Here is a 24,278-nt window from a genome sequence, read left to right on the forward strand (position 1 = left end):
CTGTCTGGCCGCCAGGGCGTTCGTGTATGCTTGCGCGCATGACCAAGCCCGCCGCCTCTTCGTCCGACACCACCGCGTCGCCGCCCGCGCCCGTCGGCGCACCCCAAGTCCATTTCCGCATGCGCATCCGCCGCGGCGACACCGTCGCGCTCGGCCCCGGCAAGGTCACGCTGCTCGAAGCCGTGCATGAGCATGGATCGATCTCGGCGGCCGCGCGCCATCTCGGCATGTCGTACCGGCGCGCGTGGCTGCTCATCGACGAATTGAACCGCTCGCTGCGCTCGCCGGCCACGCATTCGGAGCAGGGTGGCGCGAGCGGCGGCGGCTGCACGCTGACGCCCGTCGGTGAAGCGATCGTCGCGCTCTATCGCGAGATCGAGGACGAGGCGCAACGCCATTGCGCGAAGCAGATCGCCGCGCTGACAGAGATGATGCAGCCTTGAGTCGGGTTGGCCGGGCTTGCCGGCCGCTGCGGGAGGCGCGGTGTTTCGCGCGAGGATTGCCAAGGTTCATCCGTGGCCGGGTTCAAGCGGCTGAGTTCCTGTATCTCCCCTCGACTCACCAAACCATCGCTGACACGCCGATGCCTTCGCGGCATCGCGCTCCCGTTTCAAGTCACTCGATAATCGATTAATTCAGATGAATTGAATTAATCGGTTTTGGCGCTGGCCTGCGGGGTTGAGTCGATTGTGTGAAGCGGCTGTGAAGAATGTGTGGCGGCCCCAGTGGTGTGCCAAGTCGGGACTTTGAAAAATTGTAAATTCCATGCGTGCCGCGCGATCTGCTATTTACGGTAGAAAGGTTTGTAATTAACATCTTCTCCGTTCGAGTGGGTTAATTAAAGGATTTGAATATTAATCACACGAATGAAGGTGAGGATCGCCTGTTTCTGGGCCCGACTGTGAAGTGTGTTTTTAAAAACCGACGTCATGCGCGGAGCAGGTTGGCTGGTGAGTTTCTGATAGGGGACTTGGTAAAACAAGTAGATCTCCGCTTGCTACGACCCATCAATGAGAGACCATAAATGAAAATCAAGCTTCGCAAATCGATCGTCACAGCGCCTGTGCTGATTGCCGCCAGTCTTCTGTCCGGCTGCATGATCCAGTTGGCTCCCAGCTACGACCAATCCACTGTTGGCCAGCTCAACGAGGTCAACGCCAATGCCCTGGCGCTCTTTGCTGCACTGGAGCAGGGCGTGCGAGCCGATGAGCATCAAAAGTACGATGCGCAGTTTTCCCAGATCATCGGTAGCTATCGATCTTTGCGTATGCAGGCAAGTACACGGCCGATTCCTGCTGCCGGTCAGGCCATCGTCGAGAAAATCAAGAGCGTCAATGGGGTGGAAGGGCTGATTAGTGAAATTTGCAAAAAAGCCTCGGATTGCGTGTATGCGACACCAAAGATAATCGACACCATCGTTGATGCGCTGGTGAACGTGCAAGCCACGGTCAAAAGCGAAGGTTATGCGCCGGCACCGGCAACGGGAACATGTGCGTCCGGTAAGGTTACTGGTGTGAAGCCGACAGAGAATGCTGGCGTGCTGCCGGAAGAGTGTGCGTATCAACATGCGGTGTCGCTCGCACTCATCGCTGAATCGAGCTTGAAGCGATAAGTAGATAACCTCAACTACTAGCTACGGAGTAAGTGATGAACATTTCTACCGATATTCTCTCTGCCCTCTCGCAGGCACTGGGTGACGGCTTCGCGAAGATGAAGGATCAGTGTGCGACCGAGGCCGATTACCTTGGAAGCCAATCGATGATGATCGCGAATGGTGTGTCGAACGGGACTATTTCGCAAAGCCGCAGGGACTGGCTCTTGAAAAACCTGCAGGACGATGCGGAGAACTTTTGCCGGGTGCTCTGCATGCAGACACTGCTCACCATCGAGGCGGCATGGAATGCGGTGGTGAAAATCGTCTGGAACGCGATCAATTCGGTCCTGGGCGCGAGCGGCTTGGGCGCGCTGGCGATCCCGACGGCCCCGACCGCATAAGGGCACTTGGTATCGAAGCGAGGGGGAGCAGATGGCCCCCTCGTTGCCGGCCCACGATCGCCGGCCGCCCCACGCGCTCACCCCAGCCCGATCCCCGACGCACGCCGCGCCGCGTTCGCCTCGGCGGCGATCGCATCGACCACGCCGGCCGCGCTCGCGGCCTTGAGCCGCCGCAGCGGCACCGCTCGCACCTCGCATGCCGCCGCAAGCCTCGCGGCCGCCTCGCGATCGACGCGGTCGGCGGCGAACACGACGAGATCCGCACCGGCCACGAGCCGCTCCCAGCGCTCGTCGCTCATGTTTGCGCCGTCGTGGAGCGCGACCGATCCACCCGCCGAGCCGACCAGCCGTTCGAGCGCCGCATTCGATCCCGCCCGCCCGCCGACATACACGATCCGCCTGCCGCGCATCGCGCGCAGCGACGGCCGCGCGAAATCGAGCCCGCCCGGCGTGGCCGCGAACGCCTGCTCGAGCACCGCCGCCTCGCGCTTGGCCGCGTTCAGCGCATGCAGCGCGTCGTCGAGCTGCTCGCGCAGCATCCGCACACGGGCCTGCTCGACGTCGAGCCGTTCCTCGGCGGCGGCGGCGCGGCCGGCCAGCAGCACCGCGGCCGCGTCGCGCTCGGCCAGCGCGTGCCGCAGCCGGGCCGGTTCGTCGGAGGGGGGAAGAGGGGCGGCGGGCATCATGGCGGGCTCAGAGCAGCGATCCGGCGACCACGGCAATCTCGCGATCGAGATCAAGATGGAGATCGAGGTCCGCGGTGCGGCCCGGACTGCGGCGGGCGGCCCGGCGGGGCGGTTCGGCGCGGGGGCCATCGTCGGCCTGCTTCGGCGGGCGGGCGGGGCCCGGCGCGTCGAGTGCGCGGCTCTCCAGCACGTGCTCGACGCAGATCCCGATCAGCTCGGCGTCGAGCCGCTCCAGCGACAGCGCCGCCTCGCGCAGCGCGGCCGGGCCGGCCACCGGGGGCGGCGCGAAGATCACGTCGCGAAACGTCTCCGCGCGCGCGACGCGGTCGATCAGCCGGCGCAGATCTGGCAGGCGGCGAAAGCGCGCGCGCTCGGCGCCGGCCGCCAGTGCGGCGAGCAGCATGTCGAAGCGCCGCGTGTCGATCGAAGCGGGCGACACGGACACGGCGGCGTTGCCGGTGGCCGCGCCGTCCGCGAACAGCGCGACGAAGCGCACGAGGCTGCCGCGCAGCCGCGCGAACGCGTCCACCACGTCGACGATCAGCGTCGCCCGCTCGGTGTCCTCGCGGCGCCGCACCGGCACGATGCGCGCGGATAGCTCGCCGTGCCGGACCGCGTCGTCCGTCCATGGGGTTGACTTGTTCATACGCCTGTTGGCCCGCCGGCACGGTGGCACGGGGCCGCCGCGTCGGCATCGCCATCCTGTCAGTCGGGTTGCCGGACAATTATCGTAATATACCGTAGAACATAACGAGGTAGAAATATCCCGAGCGTAAAATTCCGGCACACGACCGACGACAGCGAGTGGAACGATGGAAGATCGTAGAGAAGCGGTGGGCGAACATTTTTCGATGGACGCCATGCGGCATGCACGCGAGATGACGTGGCGCGCGGTGGAGGCGATGCGCGGCGAGGTGCGGGCGGGCATGCGCGAATCGGAGGCGAACGCGCGCTGCAAGACGCTGCTGGGCGAAATGGGCATGGACCGGCTCTGGCATCCGGTGCTGATCCGCTTCGGCGAGAACACGCTGAAGACCTTCGCCGAGCGCGCGGAAACCGATCCCGTGCTGGCCGACGACGACATCTTCTTCGTCGACCTCGGCGTGGTGTGGGGGCGCCATGAAGGCGACGCGGGCGCGACCTTCGTAGTCGGCGGCGACGCGGCGATGCAGGCCTGCGCGCAGGCCGCGAAAACCATCTACGACGAGGTGGCCGGACACTGGCGTACCACCGGCTGCGGCGGCATCGCGCTTTATCGCTACGCGGCCGAGCGCGCCGAGGCGCATGGCTGGCGCCTCAACGTCGAGATGAAGGGCCACCGCGTCAGCGATTTCCCGCACGCGATCTACAAGGCCGGCAAGCTCGCCGATTTCGACGGCGTGCCGGCCGGCGGCCTGTGGGTGCTGGAGATCCAGATCGCGCATCCGACGCGGCCGTTCGGCGCGTTCTACGAGGATCTGCTGATCTGAAGGCAAGCCCGGCTGCCGGGACCCGGCGTGCATCGCTGACGGTAGGGCGCGCAGGACGGAGCGGGGCGCGGTGGCTCCCGCGCCGCCAGCTTCCCGCCAGCCACGCGTCAGTTTCCGCTTGCTAGACTGGAACGCTTCGCCAGACGCTTTTCCGCCACGATGAAACCGACCCTGCTGGTGCTGATCCTGTTGCGAGACGACGCGCGCGAGGCGCTCGCCGCACACTTCCAACTCGTCTATGCCCCTGACGAGGCCGCGCGTACCCGGGCCATCGAGATGCATGGCGCGAGCGTGCGCGCCGTGCTGACCAACGGCACGATCGGGCTTTCCGATGCCGAACTGGCGGCCCTGCCGCGCGTGGAATTCATTCATGCGCTCGGCGCGGGCTACGAGAACCTGCCGCTCGCCGCCGCGCGCGCACGCGGCATCGCGCTCGCGCACGGCGTCGGCGCGAACGACGAGTGCGTCGCCGATCATGCGTTCGCACTGCTGCTCGCGACGGTGCGCGGCGTGGTCCGGCTCGATGCCGCCTGCCGCGCCGGGGTCTGGCGCGACGCGCTGCCGATGCCGCCGAACTTCTCGGGCAAGCGGCTCGGCATCGTCGGGCTCGGCCGGATCGGCGCGAAGATCGCACGCCGCGCGGCCGGCTTCGACCTCGAAATCGGCTATCACAGCCGTCATCCGCGCGACGGCGCGGCGTGCCGCTATTTCGGCACGCTGATCGACCTCGCGCGCTGGGCCGACTATCTCGTGGTCGCGACACCGGGCGGCGCCGGCACGCATCACCTGATCGACGCCGCGGTGCTCGACGCGCTCGGCGCCGCCGGGTTCGTCGTCAACGTCTCGCGCGGCAGCGTCGTCGATACGGCGGCGCTCGCGGCCGCGCTGCGCGACGGGCGCATCGCCGGCGCCGGCCTCGACGTCTACGAGGGCGAGCCGGCCCCGCCCGCCGAGCTGATCGGCCTCGATCAGGTCGTGCTGACGCCGCATCTGGCCGGCACCTCGCCGGAGGCGCGCGACCGCACCGTCACGCTGTTCATCGAGAACGCCACGCGGCACTTTGCGGGTGAGCCGCTGGTTACGCCGCTCGACGCCTGAGCGGGTGGCGATTCGGCTCCGGCGTGGATCGCGCGCGGTGTCCGCGATGGGTTCCTCGCCTGAAGCGTGCGATCGCATCGCGATGCCGTGCGTCAAGCATGCCACGCGGCACTTTGGCGATCGGTCGCTCGTCACGCTGCTGACGTCTGATTGGCCGGTGGCCCGGAGGCGGTGTTCGGCTTCGGCGTGAACCCTCATGCCTTGTCTGCGGTGATGGGCAGGCGGCACGCTCGTGCGGCGCTTCCCGCAACTGGCATTGGGCGATCGCTCTTGTCATCCCGAACTCGGCCGCCCGTTCCTGGCCTCCCGCTTCCGGCTTTCTCGCCCGATCGTCCCGCCTCGGCCTTCCCGCCCCGCGCCGCAATACGAAGCACCGTCGCCGCGAGCGAAGCATCCACGCCCGCTCCCATGGCCAAGCGCCGCCGCGCATCCGCTCGGTGAAACTCCCGATTGATCCGGCACACCCAGCATCGACGCCCCAATCCAGCCGCTGACCCGCGCCAGCCGGCCCCGCCCGCGCATCGCGATGCAATTTCGCCACTACCCTGCATCGTGCTTACGATTTGCTTGGGAACGGCGCGGCCGCGCAGTAAACTTGCGCCCCGGTACCCTCGGCGGGACGCCGTCCGAAGCCACCGCGGCGCGATCCGTGCCCGGACGGTCGGCCGGCTCCCGCAGCACCCGCGTTTCAATCGATAACACTCACCCGCACCATGCGCGGCCCTGTCGTGCCCGCCGGCACGTTGGCAGGCCACCGCTCGCAGGAGACGACCTTGCTCAAGAAAATCACCGCCGTCGCAGCCCTGGCTGCCTTCGGCTCCATCGCGCATGCCCAGAGCAGCGTGACGCTTTACGGCCTGATCGACACCGGCCTCAGCTACGTCAACCACGCCGCCGCCGGCACCGGCTCGGCCAAGCGCTTCAAGTACGACGACGGCGTCGCGCAGGGCACGCGCTGGGGCCTGCGCGGCTCGGAAGACCTGGGCGCCGGCCTGAAGGCGATCTTCGTGCTCGAGAACGGCTTCAACACCGGCACCGGCGCGCTCAACCAGGGCGGCGCGATGTTCGGCCGCCAGGCGTTCGTGGGCCTCACGCAGAACGGCGTCGGCTCGCTGACGTTCGGCCGCCAGTACACGTTCTCGACCGACGTGCTCGGCAACCAGTACTCGGCCGGCACCAACACGCTGGCCGGCAACTACGGGTATCACATCAACGATTTCGACCAGCTCGTGAACAGCCGCATCAACAACGCGGTGAAGTTCTCGTCGGCGAACTTCTCGGGCGTGACGTTCGGCGCGCTGTACGGCTTCTCGAACCAGGCGGGCGCGTTCGCCGGCTCGGCGCCGGTTGCGGGCACGCCGGGCCAGCCCGGCTCGTCGCGCGCCTACAGCTTCGGCCTGAACTACGCGCTCGGCGCGTTCTCGATCGGCGCGGCCTATACCGACATCACGTATCCGGCCGCCGAAGTGCCGGCGTTCCCGACCTCGCTCGCCAACGTGGCGGCGGGCGGCACCAACGGCGGCAAGGACCTGCGCACGTTCGGCATCGGCACGCGCTACCAGCTCGCGAACGCCGCGCTGTTCGCGCTCTACACGAACACGCGCATCGAGGCGCTGAACGGCGCGACCACGGCGCTCGACGCGGTGGACGTGGGTGGCCGCTACAACTTCACGCCGGCCTTGGCGGGCGGCCTCGCCTACACCTACACGCGCATGCACGACGCGTTCGCGGGCCACTGGAACCAGCTCGACGCGAGCCTCGACTACGCGCTCTCCAAGCGCACCGACGTCTACCTGCTGGCGATCTACCAGAAGGCGTCGGGCCGCAACGGCACGCAGGACGTGCAGGCGCAGATCGGCTCGAGCACGGCGTTCTTCGGCCCGTCGGGCACCGGCGCGACGAACCAGGTGGCCGCGCGCGTGGGCATCCGCCACAAGTTCTGATCGACCGGGGGCGGTCTCGCCCCGCCGCAGCCGTGCCGTTCGCGGCCGGCTGCGCCAACGGCGCATCGGTGTCCCGCAGGGGAGGCCGATGCGCCGTTTTGCATTGGGGCGGCCTGCCGCGGTGTCGTCTTGTTTTGGACGAAATATATCGATTTGGAAAAAATGTACAATGACGAGCAGCCCCGCATGCTGCGCCGTCCGGACCGCGTCGGCGTGACGGGGTTCCGAAACCGCCTCCCGACAACGGAACGACGATGAGAAACGATGCCGAACTGGTGCTGCTCGACAAGAACGTGGTGGACGCGCTGCTGAGCCCGGACGACGTGCTGGACGCCGTGGCCGCGGCGTTCGACCTGCACCGGCGCGGCGAGGGCCGCGTGTTTCCGGTGATCCGCGAGCCGCTGGCCACGGGCGGCGTGTTCGGCATCAAGGCCGGCGACGTGCAGAACGAGGCGCTGCTCGGCTTCAAGGCGGCCGGCTTCTGGCCCGCGAATCGCGGCCTCGGCGGCGAGCCGCATCAGGCCACCGTGATGCTGGTCGATCCGGCCACCGGGCGCCCGCGCTGCGTGATCGACGGCAACGCGATCACCACCCTGCGCACCGGCGCCGCCGGCGGGCTCGGCCTGCGCGCGCTGGCGCGGCCGGACAGCCGGCGCCTCGCGCTGTTCGGCAGCGGCGTGCAGGCGCGCGTGCAGCTGGACTTCGCGCTGCGCATGCTGCCCTCGCTCGACACGGTGCGATACCTGACGGCCGGCGGCGCGCCCGATCCGGCCTTCGAGGCGCGGTTCCGCGAACGCTGCGCGATCTCGCACGCGCGCGACGCCGACGCGGCGGTGGCCGCCAGCGACGTCGTGATCACGGCGACGCCGGGCGGCGGCGCGCTGTTCGAGGCCGGCGCGGTGCGGCCGGGCACGCACGTCAATGCGGTCGGCGCCGATACGAAGGGCAAGCGCGAACTGCCGGCGGGGCTGCTCGAACGCGTGCGGCTGGTGGTCGACGATCGCGCGCAGGCGCGCCAGATCGGCGAGGCGCAGTGGGCACCGCAACGCGACTGCGTCGAACTCGGCGAACTGCTGGCCGCGCCGGAGCGCATCGCGCGCGGGCGCGACGAGATCACCGTGTTCGACATGACGGGCCTCGCGCTGCAGGACCTGACGGTGGCGCGCATGCTGTTCGAGCGCGCCGAGGCGGCGCGGCTCGGCACGCGCGTGGCGTGGCCGTGGTGAGGTAGGCGGATCGGCGCGGCCGCTGGTACTGACGCAGCGGGGCGGCGGATGATTCGAGCCGCGTGTCGGCAGATCCGCTACGGCAATGCGATCTACGTAGCGCGTCACGTCGCGATGCCGCCGCGATCGGGCAGCGGCAGTCGCGATAGCCGCGCCGGCGGACTCAGGCAAAGCCGGACCAGCCGGTGGCCTGCGCCTCAACGACCGCGAGGCGCGCTCACCAACCGTAGAACCGCGGCCAGGTCTCGACCTCGCCATCCGCCGCGACGGCCTGATACTCGGGATGCTGCGCGCCCGTCGCGCAGGCATGGTTCGGCAGGATCCGCAGCCGCGTGCCGATCGGGAAGCGCGTCGCGATCGCGTGATCGGGTTCGCCGCGGCGCTGCAGGATGCCGTGTTCCTGGTTCGCGCCGCCGAGCAGATAGTCGCCGAGTACCGTGCCGTCCTCGGCGCACACGAGCCCGTAGCCGAAGTCGTGCGGCTGCCGCTGCGTGCCGCGGTCGCGGCTCATCGCCATCCAGCCGGCGTCCACGATCGCCCAGCCCTTTTCCTCCTGATGGCCGATCACGGTGGTCAGCACGCTGAGCGCGATCTCGTCGGTCGTGCAGACGCCGACGTTGTGCATCACCAGATCGAACAGCACGTACACGCCGGCGCGCACCTCGGTCACGCCGTCGAGCCGTTCGGCGGCAAGCGCGGTCGGCGTCGAGCCGATGCTGACCACCGGACACGGCAGCCCCGCCGCGCGCAGCCGTTCGGCCGCCCGCACGGCGCCCGCGCGCTCCTGCTCGGCGATCCGCACCAGCTCGTCGTGGCGGTGATAGTCGTAGCTCGATCCCGCGTGCGCGAGCACGCCGCCGAGCGTCATGCCGCCCTCGGCCAGCGCGCGGCCGATCGTGACGAGCCGCGCGTCCTCGGGCGCGACGCCCGAGCGGTGGCCGTCGACGTCGATCTCGATCCACACCTCGAAGTTCATGCCGTGCTCACGGCCGAACGCCGCGATCGCCTCGGCCGCGGCGAGGCTGTCGGCCGTGAGCTTCAGGTTGCAGCCGCGCTGCCGCAGCGCGAGCGCCTGCGGCAGCTTGCCGGCCACCATGCCGACCGCGTAGACGATGTCGTCGATGCCGCGCGCGAAGAACTGCTCGGCCTCCTTCAGCGTCGAGACGGTGATGCCGCGCGCGCCGGCCGCGAGCTGCGCGCGCACCACGGGTTCGCATTTGGTGGTCTTCACGTGCGGGCGGAATGCCACGCCGAGCGCATCGAGCCGCCGCTGCATGCGCTCGATGTTGCGCATCATGCGCGGAACGTCGATCAGGGCCGACGGGGTGGGCAGGGTGTCGAGCGGCATCGTGGCGGTGTCCTTCGGGAAAATGAGCGGCGCCGGGCGGGGACCGGAAGCGGCGAAGCGCCGGCCGCGAACATCGCGCGTCCGGCACCTCGGGCTTGTCCCCCGAGTGCGCCGTCCGGCCGGTTTGACAAATTGTATCGCTCTGGACACAATGTCTCAATCCCGGTCCGAGCCGCCAAGCCCCTGCGTTTCCTGGTTCTCGCGCGCCGCGCCGCCCCGTCCAACCGATCCGTCCCAGTGAGCCCACGATGAGCCAGCCGAATCCTCCGACCTACGACGACGTCGCCGCCGCCGCCGAGCGCCTCGCCGGCCACGCCCACCGCACGCCCGTGCTGACATCGCGCACGGTCGACGAGGCGCTGGGCGCGCAGGTGTTCTTCAAGTGCGAGAACTTCCAGCGCATGGGCGCGTTCAAGTTCCGCGGCGCGTTCAACGCGCTCTCGCAGTTCAGCGCGGCGCAGCGCAAGGCCGGCGTGGTGGCGTTCTCGTCGGGCAACCACGCGCAGGCGATTGCGCTGTCGGCGAAGCTGCTCGGCATGCCGGCCACGATCGTGATGCCGCACGACGCGCCGGCCGCGAAGGTCGCGGCCACGCGCGGCTATGGCGGCCAGGTGGTGATCTACGACCGCTACACCGAGGACCGCGAGCAGATCGGCCGCGAGCTGGCCGAACAGCAGGGCCTCACGCTGATCCCGCCATATGACCATCCGCACGTGATCGCGGGGCAGGGCACCGCGGCGGCCGAACTGTTCAACGAGGTCGGCCCGCTCGACGTGATGTTCGCGCCGCTCGGCGGCGGCGGGCTGCTGTCGGGCACCGCGCTCGCCACGCGCGCGCTGTCGCCGTCCGCCGAACTCTACGGCGTCGAGCCCGAGGCCGGCAACGACGGCCAGCAGTCGTTCGCGTCGGGTTCGATCGTCCACATCGACACGCCGAAGACGATCGCCGACGGCGCGCAGACGCAGCATCTGGGCCAGCTGACGTTCCCGATCATCCGCCGCGACGTCAACGCGATCCTGACCGCGAGCGACGCCGAACTGGTCGACTGCATGCGCTTCTTCGCCTCGCGCATGAAGATGCTGGTCGAGCCCACCGGCTGCCTCGGCTTCGCGGCGGCGCGCCAGATGAAGGCGCAGCTGAAGGGGCGCCGTGTGGGCGTGCTGGTGAGCGGCGGCAACATCGATCTCGAGAAGTTCTGCGAGCTGGTGTCGGCCGCCGGCTGAGCGATCGGCGCGACGGTCACGGATTGAAAAACGCGCGCCGCGTCATGCGGCGCGCGTTTTTTCATGGTTGCGCGCGCATCGATCACCGGAATGAAAGACAGCGCGATGCATCTCACGGCGTCCAGTGATAGACGACGATGCTCGAGCCGTTGTAGTTGTCCTTGGTCACCACGTACTCGCCGTCCGAGCGCAGGTACGCGCGCAGGCCGAACATCGAATCGACGTCGTTGCCCACGTCCACGGTGCCCGGGTTGCTGTTGATCAGCGTCGTCACGAGGCCGCCGGTGGAGAGGTCGTAGACGTCGATGTTCGGCACCGTGTGGACGTAGCCGACGAACAGATAGCGGCCCGCCACCGCGATCGATTTCGGGTTCGGGCTCGGCAGGTCGATGACCGGGCCCGGCGTGCGATTGCCGGCCTTCCAGCCGTGATAGATCTCGATGTGGCCGTTCATCGCCGTCCAGTCCCAGTAGCCGGCGATGCCCTGCGCCAGCACCATGGTGTCGGTCGAGGCCTGGTACACCACGCGCGCGCGCGGCTGCACCGAGGCCGGCACCGGCATCGCCGTGCCGCTGCCCCACGACGGCGTGCCGGTCGCGTCGAAGCCCGCGAACGGCCAGTGCGTGACCTGGCTGGAGCCGTCGAGCCCGGCCCATACATCGCCGTTCTCGTCGATGCAGAAGCCGCCCGTGACGATCGCCGAGGTGCCGAACAGCTTGCCCGGCAGCGAGCCGTCGGGGATCGCGATGTAGCCGCTCGCGGCCGGGTTGAAGTGATAGAAGTTGTAGATGTCGGGGTTCTGGCCGGTGGCCACCAGGATCCGGTTGCCGCCCACGCTGGTCAGCTGGCCGAAGTGCTGGCCGCGCTGGTAGTCGGTCATCGACAGGCGCGGGTCGTTCGGATAGGTGAACGGATCGACAGTGTTGGCCACGAAGGTGCCGCCCGCGCTGCCCGAGTAGAGGTTCATGCCGCTGTAGTAGAGCGCGGCGTCGGTGACCGGGTCGGGCGCGGCCACCGCCTCGAAGTTCAGCGCCTGCAGCTTCCAGACCAGGTTGCCGTTGCCGTCGTAGGCCTGCAGGTCGGTCGCGCCGTTGCGGCCGAGATCCCAGCCGCCGCCCCACGGATTGTTCAGCACGTAGAGCAGGCCCGCCGTGTCGCGGCCGATGCCGACCACGCGCGTGAAGCGCTTGTCGCCCACCTGCCCCTTGGTGCCGGTGGTGGTGTCGAGGTAGCCGCCCTGCACGCCGAAGGTGCCGGCGAGCGTCGGCGTGCCGTTCAGCGAATAGCGCTTGATGTTCATGTCCGGGCCTTCGTCGCCCACCAGCAGCTGGCCGGTCGGCGCGTCGAAGTAGAGCGCCGACGGATGCGCGCCGCTGGCCATCCGGATCGTGTTCAGCAGCGCGCCGGCCGCGCTGTATTCGAGGATCGTGCCGGCGGCCTGCTGCGCGACCCACAGGTTGCCGGACGCGTCGAGCGCGAGCGCGCCGGGGCCGGCCACCGTGATGTCGCGCTGCCAGACGCCGTCGGTGGTGAACACGCGCACGCGGTTGCTGAAGAAGTCGCTCGCGTAGAGCAGCGTGCCGGCCGTGGCGAGGCCGGTGATCACGTCGGCCTTGCTGATATCGTTCCAGACGCTGACGTTGATCGACAGGTCGCGCAGCCCGGTCGCGCGGTTGTAGCGGCCCACCGTGCCGCTCAGGTTCTTGCCCTGCAGCGGCGTGAAGATCGAGGTGGCGTTGCCGGTGATCGCGCCGCCCTGGAATTCCGCGTGCGTGCCGATCGAGCCGAGCGTCCGGCCGTTCTGGTAGACGCCCACGGCGCCGGCGTTCTCGTCCCAGAACGACGCCGTGTAGATCACGCCCTCCGGCGCCACCCACATCGAGCGCGCGTCGTTGCCGACGTGCGAGGCGATCGTGCCGTAGGTGTTCGCGATCCAGTCGGTCGTGTATTGCGCGTGGCCGGCCGGCGCGAAGGCGGCGAGGCACGCGGCGGCGAGGGCGGCGCGCAGGCGTTGCTGGAACATGGCGATGATCTCCGGACGAGAGGACGGGAAAACGCGGCGCGTGCCGCGCGCGACGAACGTCGTGCGCGGCATCGGAGGCCCGGGCCGGGGCCAGATGCGCCGCGTTACGTCAGACAGATATCACAGAGAAATCGGAAAAAAATTCCGCGACGCCTGCTTTGCGACGCCGGGCGCGGGATTGGCGTCGGGGCGTGGGTGGCGGCGTCGGATCGGCCCGCGAATGTCATGCGGGCGTGACGGATTTGTCACCGCGCTGTCGCAAACGGCGGGCGGGACGGGGTGGGGTTGGGGCGGGAAAAGAGCCGGACGTGGCGCGCCAGGGTGGTGCGCGAGTCGTGCGTTGCGATGCAGGGGGCGGTTTCAGTGCCGGTGCGTGTGATGTGTGTGGCCGGAGGCGGTCGGGTGTCGCCATGTTGGCGGCGCTTGCGACGCGCGACCCGGGCCGGCGGCGCGCGCCACCGGCACCGACCTCGCTATGTCAGGCGTCGCCGAGCGGCAGGATCTCGATCCAGTTCGAGCCGTTGCCGCCCGCCACGCGCGCCACCCGTGTCAGCGCGCCGGTGCCCGCATCGACGCGGTACAGCGAGATGAACGGCGAAAGCTCGCCGCTCGCGGCCAGCAGCGTGCCGTCGGGCGAAAGGCGGATGCCGCGCGGCTGCTTTTCGGTTTCGATGCAGCTCGCGTAGTGCAGCGCGCGGTTCTCGCCGACGCGGAACGTGATGATGCGGCTCGCGGTGCGCTCGGTCGCGTGGACGAAGCGGCCGTCCGGCGACACCTGCAGGTCGGCGGCCCAGACGCAGGGCGCCGTCGGCGCGGGCGGACGCGGCGCGCCGTGCGGCAGGTGCGCGATGCTCGGCGCGAGGTCGGACACGGTCGCCTCGCCGAGTTCGCCCGTCACCGGATCGCGCGCGATCGCCAGCACCGTGCCGTGGAATTCGCCGATCGCGTAGAGCGTCGCGCCGTCCGGCGCGAGGCGCAGGTGGCGCGGGCCGAAGCCGGCCGGCGTCGCGACTTCGCCGCGCGCGATCAGCGCCGCCTCGTCGCCGGCGCGCGCGATGCCGTAGAAGAAGATCCGGTCGAGGCCGAGCGAGGCCGCGTAGGCGTAGCGGTCGTCGTCGGAGACGATGATCGAGTGCGCGTTCTGGATCCGGTCGATGAACTGCAGCGGCGTGCCGTCGCCGTTCTCGAGCCGCTTCGCGTCGAACACGAACAGGCGGTTGCCGCCGTAGGACGCGCCGAACAGCAGGCGCGCGGCGTGATCGACCGACAGATAGGCGAGGCTCGCGTCGATCGGCGTCGAGAAGCGCTGCGTCAGCGCGCCTTGTTCGCCGATGTCGTAGCCGACGATGGTCGGCTGCGTGCCGCGCGTGGCCACGTAGAGGCGCTTGCCGTCATAAGTGGGCGCCTGCGGCATCACCACGCTGCCGGCCGGCGTGCGGGCGAACGGCTCGAGCCGGCCTTGCGCGGCGTCGAGATGGTAGACGGAAAGGTCGCCGTCCTCGGAGTTCGAGACGTAGACGACGTGGGAGGCAGACAGCGGAGTGGTCATCGGGATCGCGGATCGGTTCGTGAGGCGGGGGCGTGCCATCGGCCGGAGTGCCGCGGCGTCGCCGGAACGGGCATCGGGCGCGGCGGATGGCGGCGCGGGCCGGATAAGTGTTACGTCATCATATAACTTCGAGAAAGCCGGGCGCAATCGCAAAGGGACGGAAGTCGGTGTAAACGCGGAGCGTTGGCGTGCGATTTAGGCCGGAGTGGAAAGGCGGGCAGCAGGGAGGGACGACAACTTCGAGGACGAAAGCCTGCCGGGGCGGCTTCGAGCGGCGGAATCCGGTGGGCGGCGAGCGGCAGCAGCGCAAGGACGCTCGCGGCAGCCGCACCCGCATGCCGCTGCGAGCCGGAAAGTTTCAGATCGACCGCCGGGCCGCCGCATCCGATCGCTTCACATCACACCCGGAACCGCGCCGCCGGCAAGCGCGATCCCCGCGGCACTCAGTCGGCCGCCCCCGTCGCCAAGCGTCGCCCGGTGGCCTCGCCCTCGTCGCCCGTCAGTTCCTCCAGCGCGCGCCCCTTCGTCTCGATCCCGAGCCACGCCACCGCCAGCGCCGCGACCACGAACGACAGCGCGCCGAGCGTGAACACGCCGCCCTGCCCGAACCGCGGCAGCACGAGGCCCACCGCGTAGGGGCCGATCAGCGAGCCGACCCGGCCGATCGCCGAGGCGAACCCGGAGCCGGTCGCGCGCGCGCCGGTGCCGTACAGCTCGGGCGTGTAGGTATAGAGCGCGGCCCACATGCCGAACAGGAAGAACTGCATCGCGAGCCCGGTGCCGATCAGGAGCGCCACGCTCTGGCCGTGCAGCGCGGTCTGCCCGTAGACGTAGGCCATCGCGCCGCCGCCGACCAGCGAGGCGATGGTGGTGGGCTTGCGGCCCCAGCGCTCGATCAGCCAGGCCGCGCAGAGGAAGCCCGGCACGCCGCCCAGCGAGATCAGCACGGTGTAGAGCACCGACTGCGTGACCGCGAAGCCGGCCTGCTGCAGCAGCGCGCCGAGCCACGAGGTGAGGCCGTAGAAGCCGAGCAGCGCGAAGAACCAGAGCAGCCAGACCATCGTCGTGCGGCGCCGGTACGGGCCGCTCCAGATCTCGCGCAGCGCGCCGCGGCCGCGCGTGACGGCCGGCTCGGCGAGCCGCGACGGCGCCGGCAGCGAGGCGAGGCCGGCCGAGCGCATCACCTTCGCCTCGATCCGGTCGAGCACGCGCGCGGCCTCGTCGCGACGGCCGTGGTGTTCGAGCCAGCGCGGCGATTCGGGCACGACGCGGCGCACCACCAGCACGAACACGGCGGGGATCGCCAGCAGCGCGAACACGGCGCGCCAGCCGAGCGGCGGCAGCACGAAGTACGACACCACGCCGGCGCAGATGAAGCCGAGCGGCCAGAAGCCGTCGATCAGCGCGATCAGCCGGCCGCGATTGGCGGCGGGCACGAACTCGGACAGCAGCGTCTGCGCGATCGGGAATTCCATGCCCATGCCGAGGCCGAGCAGCACGCGCCAGAAGATCAGCGCCTCGACGCTCTGCGCGGTCGAGCACAGATAGGACGCGGCGCCCCACAGCACCATGCTCCACTGGAACACCGGCCGGCGGCCGAAGCGGTCGGCCAGCAGCCCCGCCAGCGCCGCGCCCGCCACCATGCCGAAGAAGCTCGCGCTGGCCACGAGGCCGGCCATCGCCGTCGATAGTCCGAACTCCTTACGGATCGAGCCGAGCACGAAGGTCATCGTGCCGAGATCGACCGAATCGAAAAAGAACGCGATCGCGATGACCGCGCAGATCAGCGCGTGGTAGCGGGAAAACGGCAGGCGTTCGAGGCGCGCGGCGGCGCTCGCGGGTGCGGCGGAGGCGGAAGGGGCGGCGGACACGGCGTTCTCTGGCAGGGCCGGCCTCGGGGTGAGGCGGTATCCGGTCAGTAGATGTGACCATTAATCGACACAATAGAACGAATTCGGCATCAGGCTGGAACAGTCGCGTCATCGGCGGGCCGGGGCGCGGATGGGGACCGGCGCCGCGCTGGCCCCCGGTGATTCCTTCAGGTCTTCACTTCTTGAGCCGGTAGCCGGTGCGGAAGATCCACGCCACCACGAACAGCAGCGCGATCAGGAACAGCGCCGTCATCGCGAGGCTGATGCCGATATGCACGTCGGCGAGCCCGAAGAACGCCCAGCGGAAGCCGCTGACGAGATAGACGATCGGATTGAACAGCGTGACCACGCGCCAGAACGGCGGCAGCATGTCGACCGAATAGAAGCTGCCGCCGAGGAACGTGAGCGGCGTGACGATCAGCAGCGGCACCAGCGAGAGCTTCTCGAAGCTGTCGGCCCAGATGCCGATCACGAAGCCGAACAGGCTGAAGGTGATCGCGGTGAGCAGCAGGAACAGCACCATCCAGACCGGATGCAGGATATGCATCGGCACGAACAGGCTGGCCGTGATGAGGATGATGAAGCCGAGCAGCACCGACTTGGTGGCCGCCGCGCCCACGTAGGCGAGCACGATCTCCCAGTACGACACCGGCGCCGCGAGGATCTCGTAGATGGTGCCGGTGAAGCGCGGGAAGTAGATGCCGAACGAGGCGTTCGAGATGCTTTGCGACAGCAGCGACAGCATCACGAGGCCCGGCACGATGAACGAGCCGTAGCTGATGCCGTTCACGGCGCTGATGCGCGAGCCGATCGCCGAGCCGAACACGACGAAGTAGAGCGAGGTGGAGATCACCGGCGCGATGATGCTCTGGGTCAGGGTGCGCCAGGTGCGGGCCATTTCCGCGCGGTAGATCGCGCGAACTGCGTGCAGGTTGAACATGCGGTGTCCTGTCTCGGGTCAGGCGGAAGCGGCGCTCGTCGGGGCGGGGCGGCCGCCGTCGATGAGGCTCACGAAGATTTCCTCGAGCGAACTCTGCGAGGTCTGCAGGTCGCGGAAGCGGATGCCGTTCTCGGCCAGCGCGCCGAGCAGCGCGGCGATCGCCTGCTCGCGCTCGGCATCGTAGGTGTAGACGAGTTCGGCGCCGTCCTTGGCCAGTTCGAGCCGGAACCCGGCCAGCGCGTCGGGGATCGCCGCGAGCGGCATGTCGAGCTGCAGCGTGAGCTGCTTGCGGCCGAGCTTGCGCATCAGCTCGGTCTTCTCTTCCACCAGCACGATCCGGCCGCCGTTGATGATGCCGATCCGGTCGGCCATCTCCTCGGCCTCCTCGATGTAGTGCGTGGTCAGCACGATCGTCACGCCGCTCGTGCGCAGCTGGTCGACGAGCTTCCACATGTCGCGGCGCAGTTCCACGTCCACGCCGGCGGTCGGCTCGTCGAGGAACAGGATGCGCGGCTCGTGCGAGAGCGCCTTGGCGATCAGCACGCGGCGCTTCATGCCGCCCGACAGCGTCATCAGCTTGTTGTCGCGCTTGTCCCAGAGCGAGAGGTCCTTCAGCACCTTCTCGATGTGGGCGGGATCCGGCGCCTTGCCGAACAGGCCGCGGGTGAACGAGACGGTGGCCCAGACCGATTCGAACGAATCGGTGGTCAGCTCCTGCGGGACCAGGCCGATCATCCCGCGCGCGGCGCGAAAGCCGCCGTGGATGTCGTGGCCGCCCACCGTCACGGTGCCCTCGGTGGGCGTGACGATGCCGCAGATGGTGCTGATCAGCGTGGTCTTGCCGGCGCCGTTCGGGCCGAGCAGCGCGAAGATCTCGCCGGGGCGGATCGACAGGTTCACGTCGTCGAGCGACTTGAAGCCCGACGCGTAGGTTTTCGACAGATGGGAAACGGTGAGTATCGGTTCTGGGGTCACGGGTCGGGAGGTCGGTGGCGGCGGCGCGGTGGCGGGAACACGGCGGGACGGCCCGCGAGGCACCCCGATGCCGGCCGGTTTCGGGAACGCTATGGTAGCAATCGCGCTATCGATATGCGTGAAACAGGATAGCGATGCGGCCAGCGGCCGTCAGGCGCGCGGGACGCGGGGCGATCCGGGCGCGGCAGGATGGGCTGCCGGCGAACAATTCTGGCGAATTCGTATGATTTGTTCGTGAAATGGCGCGAATCGCCGCCGCCGGCCCCGGCTGTGCGTGGCTCGCGCGCGCCTCAGGCCGCGCTGCCGCCGAAAAACGCCGGGAACAGCTGGCTCGGCAGCTGCAGCTTGCCGTTCACGCATTCCACCGCGGCCAGGAAGTTCGACAGCTTCAGCGGCTTGACGATGTGCGCGTCGGCGCCCAGTTCGAAGCAGCGGTTCAGGTCGTGCTCGCTCGTCGAGCCCGTCAGCATGATCACGGGCAGGCTGTCGAGCGCAGGCTCGGCGCGGATCGCCGCGAGCACCGCGAAGCCGTCCAGCTTCGGCAGGCCCTGGTCGAGCAGCACGAAGTCGGGGTTGCCCGGCGCGCGTTCGGACCACGCGCCGCGGCGCAGCAGGTAGTCGAGCGCGGCCTCGCCGTCGCCGACCGTGACGAGCGGGTTGTGCATGCCGATCGACCACAGCGCCGTCTCGGTCAGTTCGGCGTCCAGCGGTGAATCTTCGACCAGCAAGATGTTTCCAGCAGCTTTGTTCATTTCGACAATTCCGATCCAGGGCGATTGATCGCGGTGAAGCTTGATGACGCCCCGGTGGTTCGACTCGTGGCGTGACTGTTGGGCGAGACCTGCCAAGCTGGCTTCTCCAAATCGTTGAGGCCGGCTGCCGGGCGGGTGCGCCGGGCCGGGTTCGACGCGGTCGGTCCGGGGCGCGGCGAGGTTCGTCTCGCGCGCCGGACCGACGACGTCGGCGGCGCTGTTATAAGCAGGCTTCGTGCCATGTGGGGCCGCATGCCGGGAGTGGGCGGCCGGCGTTCGTGCGGTGGGGCTCGCGGGCGCCCGCGGCGCGGCGGCCATGGCCGGCCGGCTCGTCCATTTTTGTAGATTTTTCAGGGCGGCCGGTGCCGGCCTGTAAAACCGGCTGGCAAAGGCGAGGGAGCCGCGTATTGCCGCGAGCCGGCGACGCGAAACGACATCGATGAATGCCGCCGTGCCCGCGGACCGGGAACAACTCGATGAAGAAGCGCAACGGCTTCCAGCACACGGTGCGGCGTCGGGCGGGCCGCACCGCGGCGACGATCAGGCGGTCTGCGCCTCCCGCACCGGCTTGCCCGCGCGCGCCGGCGCCCCGTTCGCGACGAAGTACTTCGCCATCGATCGTGCGAGCGGCCGGCGCCCGCGAATCCGGTCGGCGATCTTCTCGGCGATCATGATGGTCGGCGCGTTGAGGTTGCCGGTCGTGATGATCGGCATGATCGACGCGTCCACCACGCGCAGGCCGTCCAGGCCGTGGACGCGCCCCTCGTTGTCGACCACCGCCATCGCGTCGTAGCCCATCTTGTTCGAGCACGACGGATGGAACGCCGTCTCGGCGCGCTGGCGCACGAACGCGTCGAGCTGCGCGTCCGACTTCAGCTCGGCGCCGGGGTTCAACTCCTGGCCGCGGAAGCGGTCGAGCGCGGGCTGGCGCATGATCTCGCGCGTGGCGCGGATCGCGTCGCGGAACTCGCGCCAGTCGAGCGGCTCGGCCATGTAGTTGAACAGGATGCTCGGATGCGCGTTCGGATCGCGCGAGGTCAGCTTCACGCGGCCGCGGCTCGGCGAGCGCATCGAGCCGACGTGGGCCTGGAAGCCGTGCATCTCGATCGCGTTCGAGCCGTTGTAGTTGATCGCCACCGGCAGGAAGTGATACTGGATGTTCGGCCAGCGATCCTCGTCGCGCGTGCGGATGAAGCCGCCCGCCTCGAAATGGTTGCTCGCGCCGAGCCCGGTGCCGTTCAGCATCCATTCGAGGCCGATCTTCGGCTGGTTCCACCACTTCAGCGCCGGATACAGCGACACGGGCTCCTTGCAGGCGTACTGGATATACATCTCCAGATGGTCCTGCAGGTTCTGGCCCACGCCGGGCAGCTCGTGGACGACGGCGATGTCGAGCTCGCGCAGCCACTGGCCGGGCCCGACGCCCGAGCGCTGCAGCAGCTGCGGCGAGGCGATCGCGCCGCTGCACACCAGCACCTCGCGGCGCGCGTGCGCCGTCACGGGCTGGCCGCGGCGCAGGTAGGCCACGCCGGTGGCGCGCTTGCCCGAAAACAGCACGCGGTCGGCCACGGCGTGCGTGACGATCTCGAGGTTCGGCCGCTCGCGCGCCTGGTCGAGGTAGCCGCGCGCGGTCGAGGCGCGCCGCCCGCGCGGCGTGACGGTGCGGTCCATCGGGCCGAAGCCTTCCTGCTGGTAGCCGTTCAGGTCGTCGGTGCGCGGGTAGCCGGCCTGCACGCCGGCTTCCACCATCGCCTCGAACAGCGGGTTCACGCCGGGCTTGCTGGTGGTGACCGACACCGGTCCGTCGCCGCCGTGGTAGTCGTTGGCGCCGGCGTCGCGCGTCTCGGCACGGCGGAAGTAGGGCAGGCAGTCGAGATAGGTCCAGTCCTCGAGCCCCGCGTGGCTCGCCCAGTTGTCGTAGTCGAGCGCGTTGCCGCGGATGTAGCACATGCCGTTGATCAGCGACGAGCCGCCGAGCCCCTTGCCGCGCCCGCATTCCATGCGGCGGTTGTCCATGTGCGGCTCGGGATCGGTCTCGTAGGCCCAGTTGTAGCGGCGCCCCTGCAGCGGGTAGGCGAGCGCGGCCGGCATCTGGGTGCGGAAGTCGAAGCGGTAGTCGGGGCCGCCCGCCTCGAGCAGCAGCACGGTCACGTCGGCGTCCTCGGTCAGCCGCGCGGCGAGCACGTTGCCGGCCGAGCCGGCGCCGCAGATGATGTAGTCGTATTCGTGCGTGGTCGTCATCGCCTTGCCTCCTGTCGTCGTGACTTCAGAACACCGGGTGGTAGCGGCCGAGTTCGACCTGCACCGACTTGATGCGCGTGTAGTGCTCGAGCGTGGTGATGCCGTTCTCGCGGCCGACGCCCGACTGCTTGTAGCCGCCCACCGGCATCTCGGCCGGCGATTCGCCCCAGGTATTGATCCAGCAGATGCCGGCCTCGAGCCGGTGGATCACGCGGTGCGCGCGCGACAGGTTCTCGGTGACCACGCCGGCCGCGAGCCCGAAGGCGGTGTCGTTGGCGCGCGCGATCACTTCGTCCTCGCCGGCGAAATCGAGGATGCTCATCACCGGCCCGAAGATCTCCTCGCGCACGATGCGCATCTCGTCGCGGCAGTCGGCGAACACGGTCGGCGCCACGTACTGGCCTTGCGCGAAATGGCCGTCCAAAAGCCGCGTGCCGCCCGCCAGCAGCTTCGCGCCCTCGGCCTTGCCGCTCTCGATGAAGCCGAGCACCTTGTCGAGCTGCGCGGCGCTGGCGAGCGGGCCGAAGTTGGTGGCCGGATCGGCCGGGCTGCCCACGCGGATCCGCGCCACGCGTTCGAGCACGCGCGCGACGAACGCGTCCTTCACTGCGCGCTCCACGAACACGCGCGTGCCGTTGGTGCAGACCTGGCCCGAGCTGAAGAAGTTGGCGGTCACGGCGATGTCGGCGGCGCGGTCGAGATCGGCGTCGGCGAACACGATCAACGGCGACTTGCCGCCCAGCTCCATCGTCACTTCCTTCAGCGACGACGCGCCCGCCAGCGACATCACCTTCTTGCCGGTCTCCACGCCGCCCGTGAACGACACCTTGGCGATGCCGGGATGGCCGGCCAGCAGCGCGCCCACCACGCCGTTGCCCTGCACCACGTTGAACACGCCGGCCGGCACGCCGGCCTCGGTGTAGATCTCGGCGAGCTTCAGCGCGGTGAGCGGCGTGACCTCGCTCGGCTTGAAGATCATCGCGTTGCCGGCCGCGAGCGCGGGCGCGCTCTTCCAGCAGGCGATCTGGATCGGATAGTTCCAGGCGCCGATCCCGGCGCACACGCCAAGCGGCTCGCGCCGCGTGTAGACGAACGAGTCCTCGCGCAACGGGATCTGCAGCCCCTCGATCGCGGTGGCGAGCCCCGCGTAATACTCGATCACGTCGGCGCCGGTGACGATGTCCACCGCACGCGTCTCGGCGATCGGCTTGCCGGTGTCGCGCGTCTCGAGCGCGGCGAGTTCGTCGTTGCGCTCGCGCAGCAGTTCGACGGCGCGGCGCAGGATGCGCGAGCGCTGCATCGCCGTCAGCGCGGCCCACTCGCGCTGGCCCTCGCGCGCCGACGCGACGGCGCGATCGACGTCGGCCGCGGCGGCCTGCTGGATCACGGCGAGGGGCTCGCCGGTGGCGGGGTCGAGGCTGTCGAAGCTGGCGCCGCTCGTCGCGTCGACGTAGCCGCCGCCGATGTAAAGCCGTTGCAGACCGTAAACCGTCATGAAGTCCTCCTGATCAATCAATCGGTGGCGCCGCCAGCCGCGCCGGGCGCGAGCTGCAGGTCGATGTATTCGTTGGCGAGCTGCTGCGCGGTGCGCGTGTCGATCGGCGCGCCGGCCAGCGCGCCGCGCAGCCAGAGCCCGTCGATCAGCGCGGCGAGGCCGAGCGCCGCGTGCCGGGCGCGCTCGCGCGGCAGCACACGCGCGAACTCGGCGCACAGGTTCGAGTGCAGCCGCCGCGTGTTCACGCGCTGCAGCCGGCCGAGCGCCGGCGCATGCATGCTCTGCGACCAGAACGCGAGCCAGGTCTTCATCACGGGCGTGCTGACCTGCGTGTCGTCGAAGTTCGCGGCCACGATCGCGCGCAGCCGGGCGCGCGGCTCGTTGCGCGCGGCGGCGCGGCGGCGCGTGGTGGCCGCCCACAGGTCGCGCAGCACGTGGCGCATGGTGGCTTCGAGCAGGCCGTCCTTGTCGCCGAAGTAGTGGCTCACGATGCCGGTCGAGATGTTCGCGCGCTGCGCGACCGACGCGAGCGTCGTGCCGGGCAGGCCGGTTTCGTCGATGGCGCGCAGCGTCGCGTCGATCAGCTGCGCGCGACGCACTTCGCGCATTCCGAGTTTGGGCATGGCACCGGGGCGGGGGGCGGGAAAGCGGGCAGGTTAGCGGTTTTTTATTGAACGTTCAATCAATAAAAAACCGCGCGACGGCCGGCGGCGGGGTGGCTCCGGACGGCGCCGGCCGCCGCGCGCCACCGCCGACGATCGGGCGGCGCGGATGGTGAAATTCTTACCGGGCGATCGACCAGAAATCCGGTCGGCATTACCCGTGGTTGCTCCATCAATCAAAATCGGTGAAGTTTGTAAAACAGTGAATTATGTTTAAGGTCTTTAAAGCTCCACATTTTTTCCGTTTTGAATACGCTATGAATGAAGGAAGCGCAACGCGCTGGTGCGGCGGTGCCCCGCTCGGGAACGCGGCCGCGCTGGCGTCGCGCGCCGCGGCACCAGCGTGGGGCATTGCGCTGCCGTCATGCAACATGTGCCGAGATCGTTGATGGAAAAGGAATTTCGCTGATGAATCCGGGCAGCCATGCTGCGCCTGATAGAACTGACAGGGCGGCCGGCGCGGCATAGCACAGAATGCATGGCGCCGGTGTGAAGCCGGCTTTTCAATAAGCATTTCCAGGACAATTTTTAAAGATTCGTGAAAAGGCAAGCTGAATTTTTGCTGTTGAAATTAAATCGAATTGGTTGAGTTTCCGCGATACCGCGTATTAGTATTCATACCCATGCGCAAGCGCGCCGTGATGTGTCAGGCAGTGCGGGTGCAAGCGTGAAATCGGAAATAACGACAAGCGTCGGAAGTCATTTTTACGAGGCGCCGGGGGCCATGAGGTGGGTGTACGGAGCGCGTTGCGTCTCGTACCCATGGCGGCCGCATCCGTCGG

The 24,278-nt window shown here is 68.9% G+C and carries 20 protein-coding genes; 8 read left to right on the top strand and 12 right to left on the bottom strand.

The annotated features are described in order from the left end of the window. Nucleotides 1–26 precede the first annotated feature (26 nt). From BpN12_RS03460 to BpN12_RS03470, 3 genes are all read left to right on the top strand, one after another. A complete protein-coding gene (locus BpN12_RS03460) occupies nt 27–443 on the top strand; it encodes a winged helix-turn-helix domain-containing protein (protein WP_425306282.1) in 417 nt (138 codons plus the stop codon). Nucleotides 444–1,024: 581 nt separating this feature from the next. Then, nucleotides 1,025–1,612: a hypothetical protein gene (locus tag BpN12_RS03465; protein ID WP_246793921.1), complete on the top strand. Its 588-nt coding sequence runs from the start codon at nt 1,025–1,027 to the stop codon at nt 1,610–1,612. A 35-nt stretch (nt 1,613–1,647) separates the two neighbouring features. Beyond that, nucleotides 1,648–1,995 carry a hypothetical protein gene (locus tag BpN12_RS03470; protein WP_246793922.1) on the top strand — a complete coding sequence of 116 codons (348 nt, stop codon included), beginning with the start codon at nt 1,648–1,650 and terminating at the stop codon, nt 1,993–1,995. 77 nt (nt 1,996–2,072) lie between these two features. Here BpN12_RS03470 and BpN12_RS03475 read toward each other — a convergent pair whose 3' ends face one another. Continuing rightward, complete coding sequence (locus BpN12_RS03475; protein ID WP_246793923.1) at nt 2,073–2,735, bottom strand: DUF2325 domain-containing protein; 663 nt, start codon at nt 2,733–2,735, stop codon at nt 2,073–2,075. After that, nucleotides 2,689–3,327, bottom strand: a complete 639-nt coding sequence (locus tag BpN12_RS03480) for a hypothetical protein (protein ID WP_246793924.1) — start codon at nt 3,325–3,327, stop codon at nt 2,689–2,691. Before BpN12_RS03480 ends, BpN12_RS03475 begins: the two co-directional genes overlap by 47 nt. A 166-nt stretch (nt 3,328–3,493) precedes the next feature. On the opposite strand from BpN12_RS03480, the gene BpN12_RS03485 reads away from it, so the two are divergent. The 4 genes from BpN12_RS03485 to BpN12_RS03500 all read left to right on the top strand — a co-directional run bounded on the left by BpN12_RS03485 (nt 3,494) and on the right by BpN12_RS03500 (nt 8,417). Beyond that, nucleotides 3,494–4,150, top strand: a complete 657-nt coding sequence (locus BpN12_RS03485) for a M24 family metallopeptidase (protein ID WP_246793925.1) — start codon at nt 3,494–3,496, stop codon at nt 4,148–4,150. Between the two features lie 159 nt (nt 4,151–4,309). Continuing rightward, nucleotides 4,310–5,248 (top strand): 2-hydroxyacid dehydrogenase, encoded by a 939-nt coding sequence (locus BpN12_RS03490; protein WP_246793926.1) that lies wholly within the window; start codon nt 4,310–4,312, stop codon nt 5,246–5,248. A gap of 773 nt (nt 5,249–6,021) precedes the next feature. Further along, nucleotides 6,022–7,191: a porin gene (locus BpN12_RS03495; protein WP_246793927.1), complete on the top strand. Its 1,170-nt coding sequence runs from the start codon at nt 6,022–6,024 to the stop codon at nt 7,189–7,191. Between the two features lie 254 nt (nt 7,192–7,445). Further along, nucleotides 7,446–8,417 carry an ornithine cyclodeaminase family protein gene (locus BpN12_RS03500; RefSeq protein ID WP_246793928.1) on the top strand — a complete coding sequence of 324 codons (972 nt, stop codon included), beginning with the start codon at nt 7,446–7,448 and terminating at the stop codon, nt 8,415–8,417. Nucleotides 8,418–8,634: 217 nt separating this feature from the next. Here the strand turns inward: BpN12_RS03500 and BpN12_RS03505 are convergent, their stop codons facing one another. After that, nucleotides 8,635–9,765, bottom strand: coding sequence for a DSD1 family PLP-dependent enzyme (locus BpN12_RS03505; RefSeq protein ID WP_246793929.1), 1,131 nt, complete (start codon nt 9,763–9,765; stop codon nt 8,635–8,637). A 248-nt stretch (nt 9,766–10,013) separates the two neighbouring features. Here BpN12_RS03505 and BpN12_RS03510 point away from each other — a divergent pair, with 248 nt between their 5' ends. Beyond that, the gene (locus BpN12_RS03510) at nt 10,014–10,988 is read left to right on the top strand and encodes a threo-3-hydroxy-L-aspartate ammonia-lyase (RefSeq protein WP_246793930.1); all 975 of its coding nucleotides are present in this window, start codon (nt 10,014–10,016) and stop codon (nt 10,986–10,988) included. A gap of 112 nt (nt 10,989–11,100) precedes the next feature. On the opposite strand, the gene BpN12_RS03515 is transcribed toward BpN12_RS03510, so the two are convergent. From BpN12_RS03515 to betI, 9 genes are all read right to left on the bottom strand, one after another. Then, the gene (locus BpN12_RS03515; RefSeq protein WP_246793931.1) at nt 11,101–13,011 is read right to left on the bottom strand and encodes an NHL repeat-containing protein; all 1,911 of its coding nucleotides are present in this window, start codon (nt 13,009–13,011) and stop codon (nt 11,101–11,103) included. Nucleotides 13,012–13,489: 478 nt separating this feature from the next. Further along, entirely contained in the window at nt 13,490–14,560 is a 1,071-nt protein-coding gene (locus tag BpN12_RS03520; RefSeq protein WP_246793932.1) for a lactonase family protein, read from the bottom strand. A 443-nt stretch (nt 14,561–15,003) separates the two neighbouring features. Beyond that, nucleotides 15,004–16,446, bottom strand: a complete 1,443-nt coding sequence (locus BpN12_RS03525) for an MFS transporter (protein WP_425306300.1) — start codon at nt 16,444–16,446, stop codon at nt 15,004–15,006. A gap of 160 nt (nt 16,447–16,606) precedes the next feature. Continuing rightward, nucleotides 16,607–17,371, bottom strand: a complete 765-nt coding sequence (locus BpN12_RS03530; RefSeq protein WP_055139989.1) for an ABC transporter permease — start codon at nt 17,369–17,371, stop codon at nt 16,607–16,609. Nucleotides 17,372–17,389: 18 nt separating this feature from the next. Continuing rightward, nucleotides 17,390–18,346 carry an ABC transporter ATP-binding protein gene (locus tag BpN12_RS03535; protein WP_246793934.1) on the bottom strand — a complete coding sequence of 319 codons (957 nt, stop codon included), beginning with the start codon at nt 18,344–18,346 and terminating at the stop codon, nt 17,390–17,392. 290 nt (nt 18,347–18,636) lie between these two features. Beyond that, complete coding sequence (locus BpN12_RS03540; protein ID WP_246793935.1) at nt 18,637–19,074, bottom strand: response regulator; 438 nt, start codon at nt 19,072–19,074, stop codon at nt 18,637–18,639. A gap of 564 nt (nt 19,075–19,638) precedes the next feature. Then, nucleotides 19,639–21,339, bottom strand: coding sequence for a choline dehydrogenase (betA, locus tag BpN12_RS03545; RefSeq protein ID WP_246793936.1), 1,701 nt, complete (start codon nt 21,337–21,339; stop codon nt 19,639–19,641). Nucleotides 21,340–21,364: 25 nt separating this feature from the next. Next, entirely contained in the window at nt 21,365–22,834 is a 1,470-nt protein-coding gene (betB, locus tag BpN12_RS03550; protein ID WP_246793937.1) for a betaine-aldehyde dehydrogenase, read from the bottom strand. Between the two features lie 17 nt (nt 22,835–22,851). Further along, nucleotides 22,852–23,457: a transcriptional regulator BetI gene (gene betI / locus BpN12_RS03555; protein ID WP_246793938.1), complete on the bottom strand. Its 606-nt coding sequence runs from the start codon at nt 23,455–23,457 to the stop codon at nt 22,852–22,854. Nucleotides 23,458–24,278 lie beyond the last annotated feature (821 nt).

Origin of the sequence: Burkholderia perseverans, assembly GCF_022870505.1 — a bacterium.
GTDB lineage: Bacteria > Pseudomonadota > Gammaproteobacteria > Burkholderiales > Burkholderiaceae > Burkholderia > Burkholderia plantarii.

What these genes read in the sequence shown, in the direction of transcription:
- BpN12_RS03460 (WP_425306282.1), top strand. Translation starts at nt 27, where the DNA reads ATGCTTGCGCGCATGACCAAGCCCGCCGCCTCTTCGTCCGACACCACC.
- BpN12_RS03465 (WP_246793921.1), top strand. Translation starts at nt 1,025, where the DNA reads ATGAAAATCAAGCTTCGCAAATCGATCGTCACAGCGCCTGTGCTGATT.
- BpN12_RS03470 (WP_246793922.1), top strand. Translation starts at nt 1,648, where the DNA reads ATGAACATTTCTACCGATATTCTCTCTGCCCTCTCGCAGGCACTGGGT.
- BpN12_RS03480 (WP_246793924.1), bottom strand. Translation starts at nt 3,327, where the DNA reads ATGAACAAGTCAACCCCATGGACGGACGACGCGGTCCGGCACGGCGAG.
- BpN12_RS03485 (WP_246793925.1), top strand. Translation starts at nt 3,494, where the DNA reads ATGGAAGATCGTAGAGAAGCGGTGGGCGAACATTTTTCGATGGACGCC.
- BpN12_RS03490 (WP_246793926.1), top strand. Translation starts at nt 4,310, where the DNA reads ATGAAACCGACCCTGCTGGTGCTGATCCTGTTGCGAGACGACGCGCGC.
- BpN12_RS03500 (WP_246793928.1), top strand. Translation starts at nt 7,446, where the DNA reads ATGAGAAACGATGCCGAACTGGTGCTGCTCGACAAGAACGTGGTGGAC.
- BpN12_RS03505 (WP_246793929.1), bottom strand. Translation starts at nt 9,765, where the DNA reads ATGCCGCTCGACACCCTGCCCACCCCGTCGGCCCTGATCGACGTTCCG.
- BpN12_RS03510 (WP_246793930.1), top strand. Translation starts at nt 10,014, where the DNA reads ATGAGCCAGCCGAATCCTCCGACCTACGACGACGTCGCCGCCGCCGCC.
- BpN12_RS03515 (WP_246793931.1), bottom strand. Translation starts at nt 13,011, where the DNA reads ATGTTCCAGCAACGCCTGCGCGCCGCCCTCGCCGCCGCGTGCCTCGCC.
- BpN12_RS03520 (WP_246793932.1), bottom strand. Translation starts at nt 14,560, where the DNA reads ATGACCACTCCGCTGTCTGCCTCCCACGTCGTCTACGTCTCGAACTCC.
- BpN12_RS03530 (WP_055139989.1), bottom strand. Translation starts at nt 17,371, where the DNA reads ATGTTCAACCTGCACGCAGTTCGCGCGATCTACCGCGCGGAAATGGCC.
- betA (WP_246793936.1), bottom strand. Translation starts at nt 21,339, where the DNA reads ATGACGACCACGCACGAATACGACTACATCATCTGCGGCGCCGGCTCG.
- betB (WP_246793937.1), bottom strand. Translation starts at nt 22,834, where the DNA reads ATGACGGTTTACGGTCTGCAACGGCTTTACATCGGCGGCGGCTACGTC.
- betI (WP_246793938.1), bottom strand. Translation starts at nt 23,457, where the DNA reads ATGCCCAAACTCGGAATGCGCGAAGTGCGTCGCGCGCAGCTGATCGAC.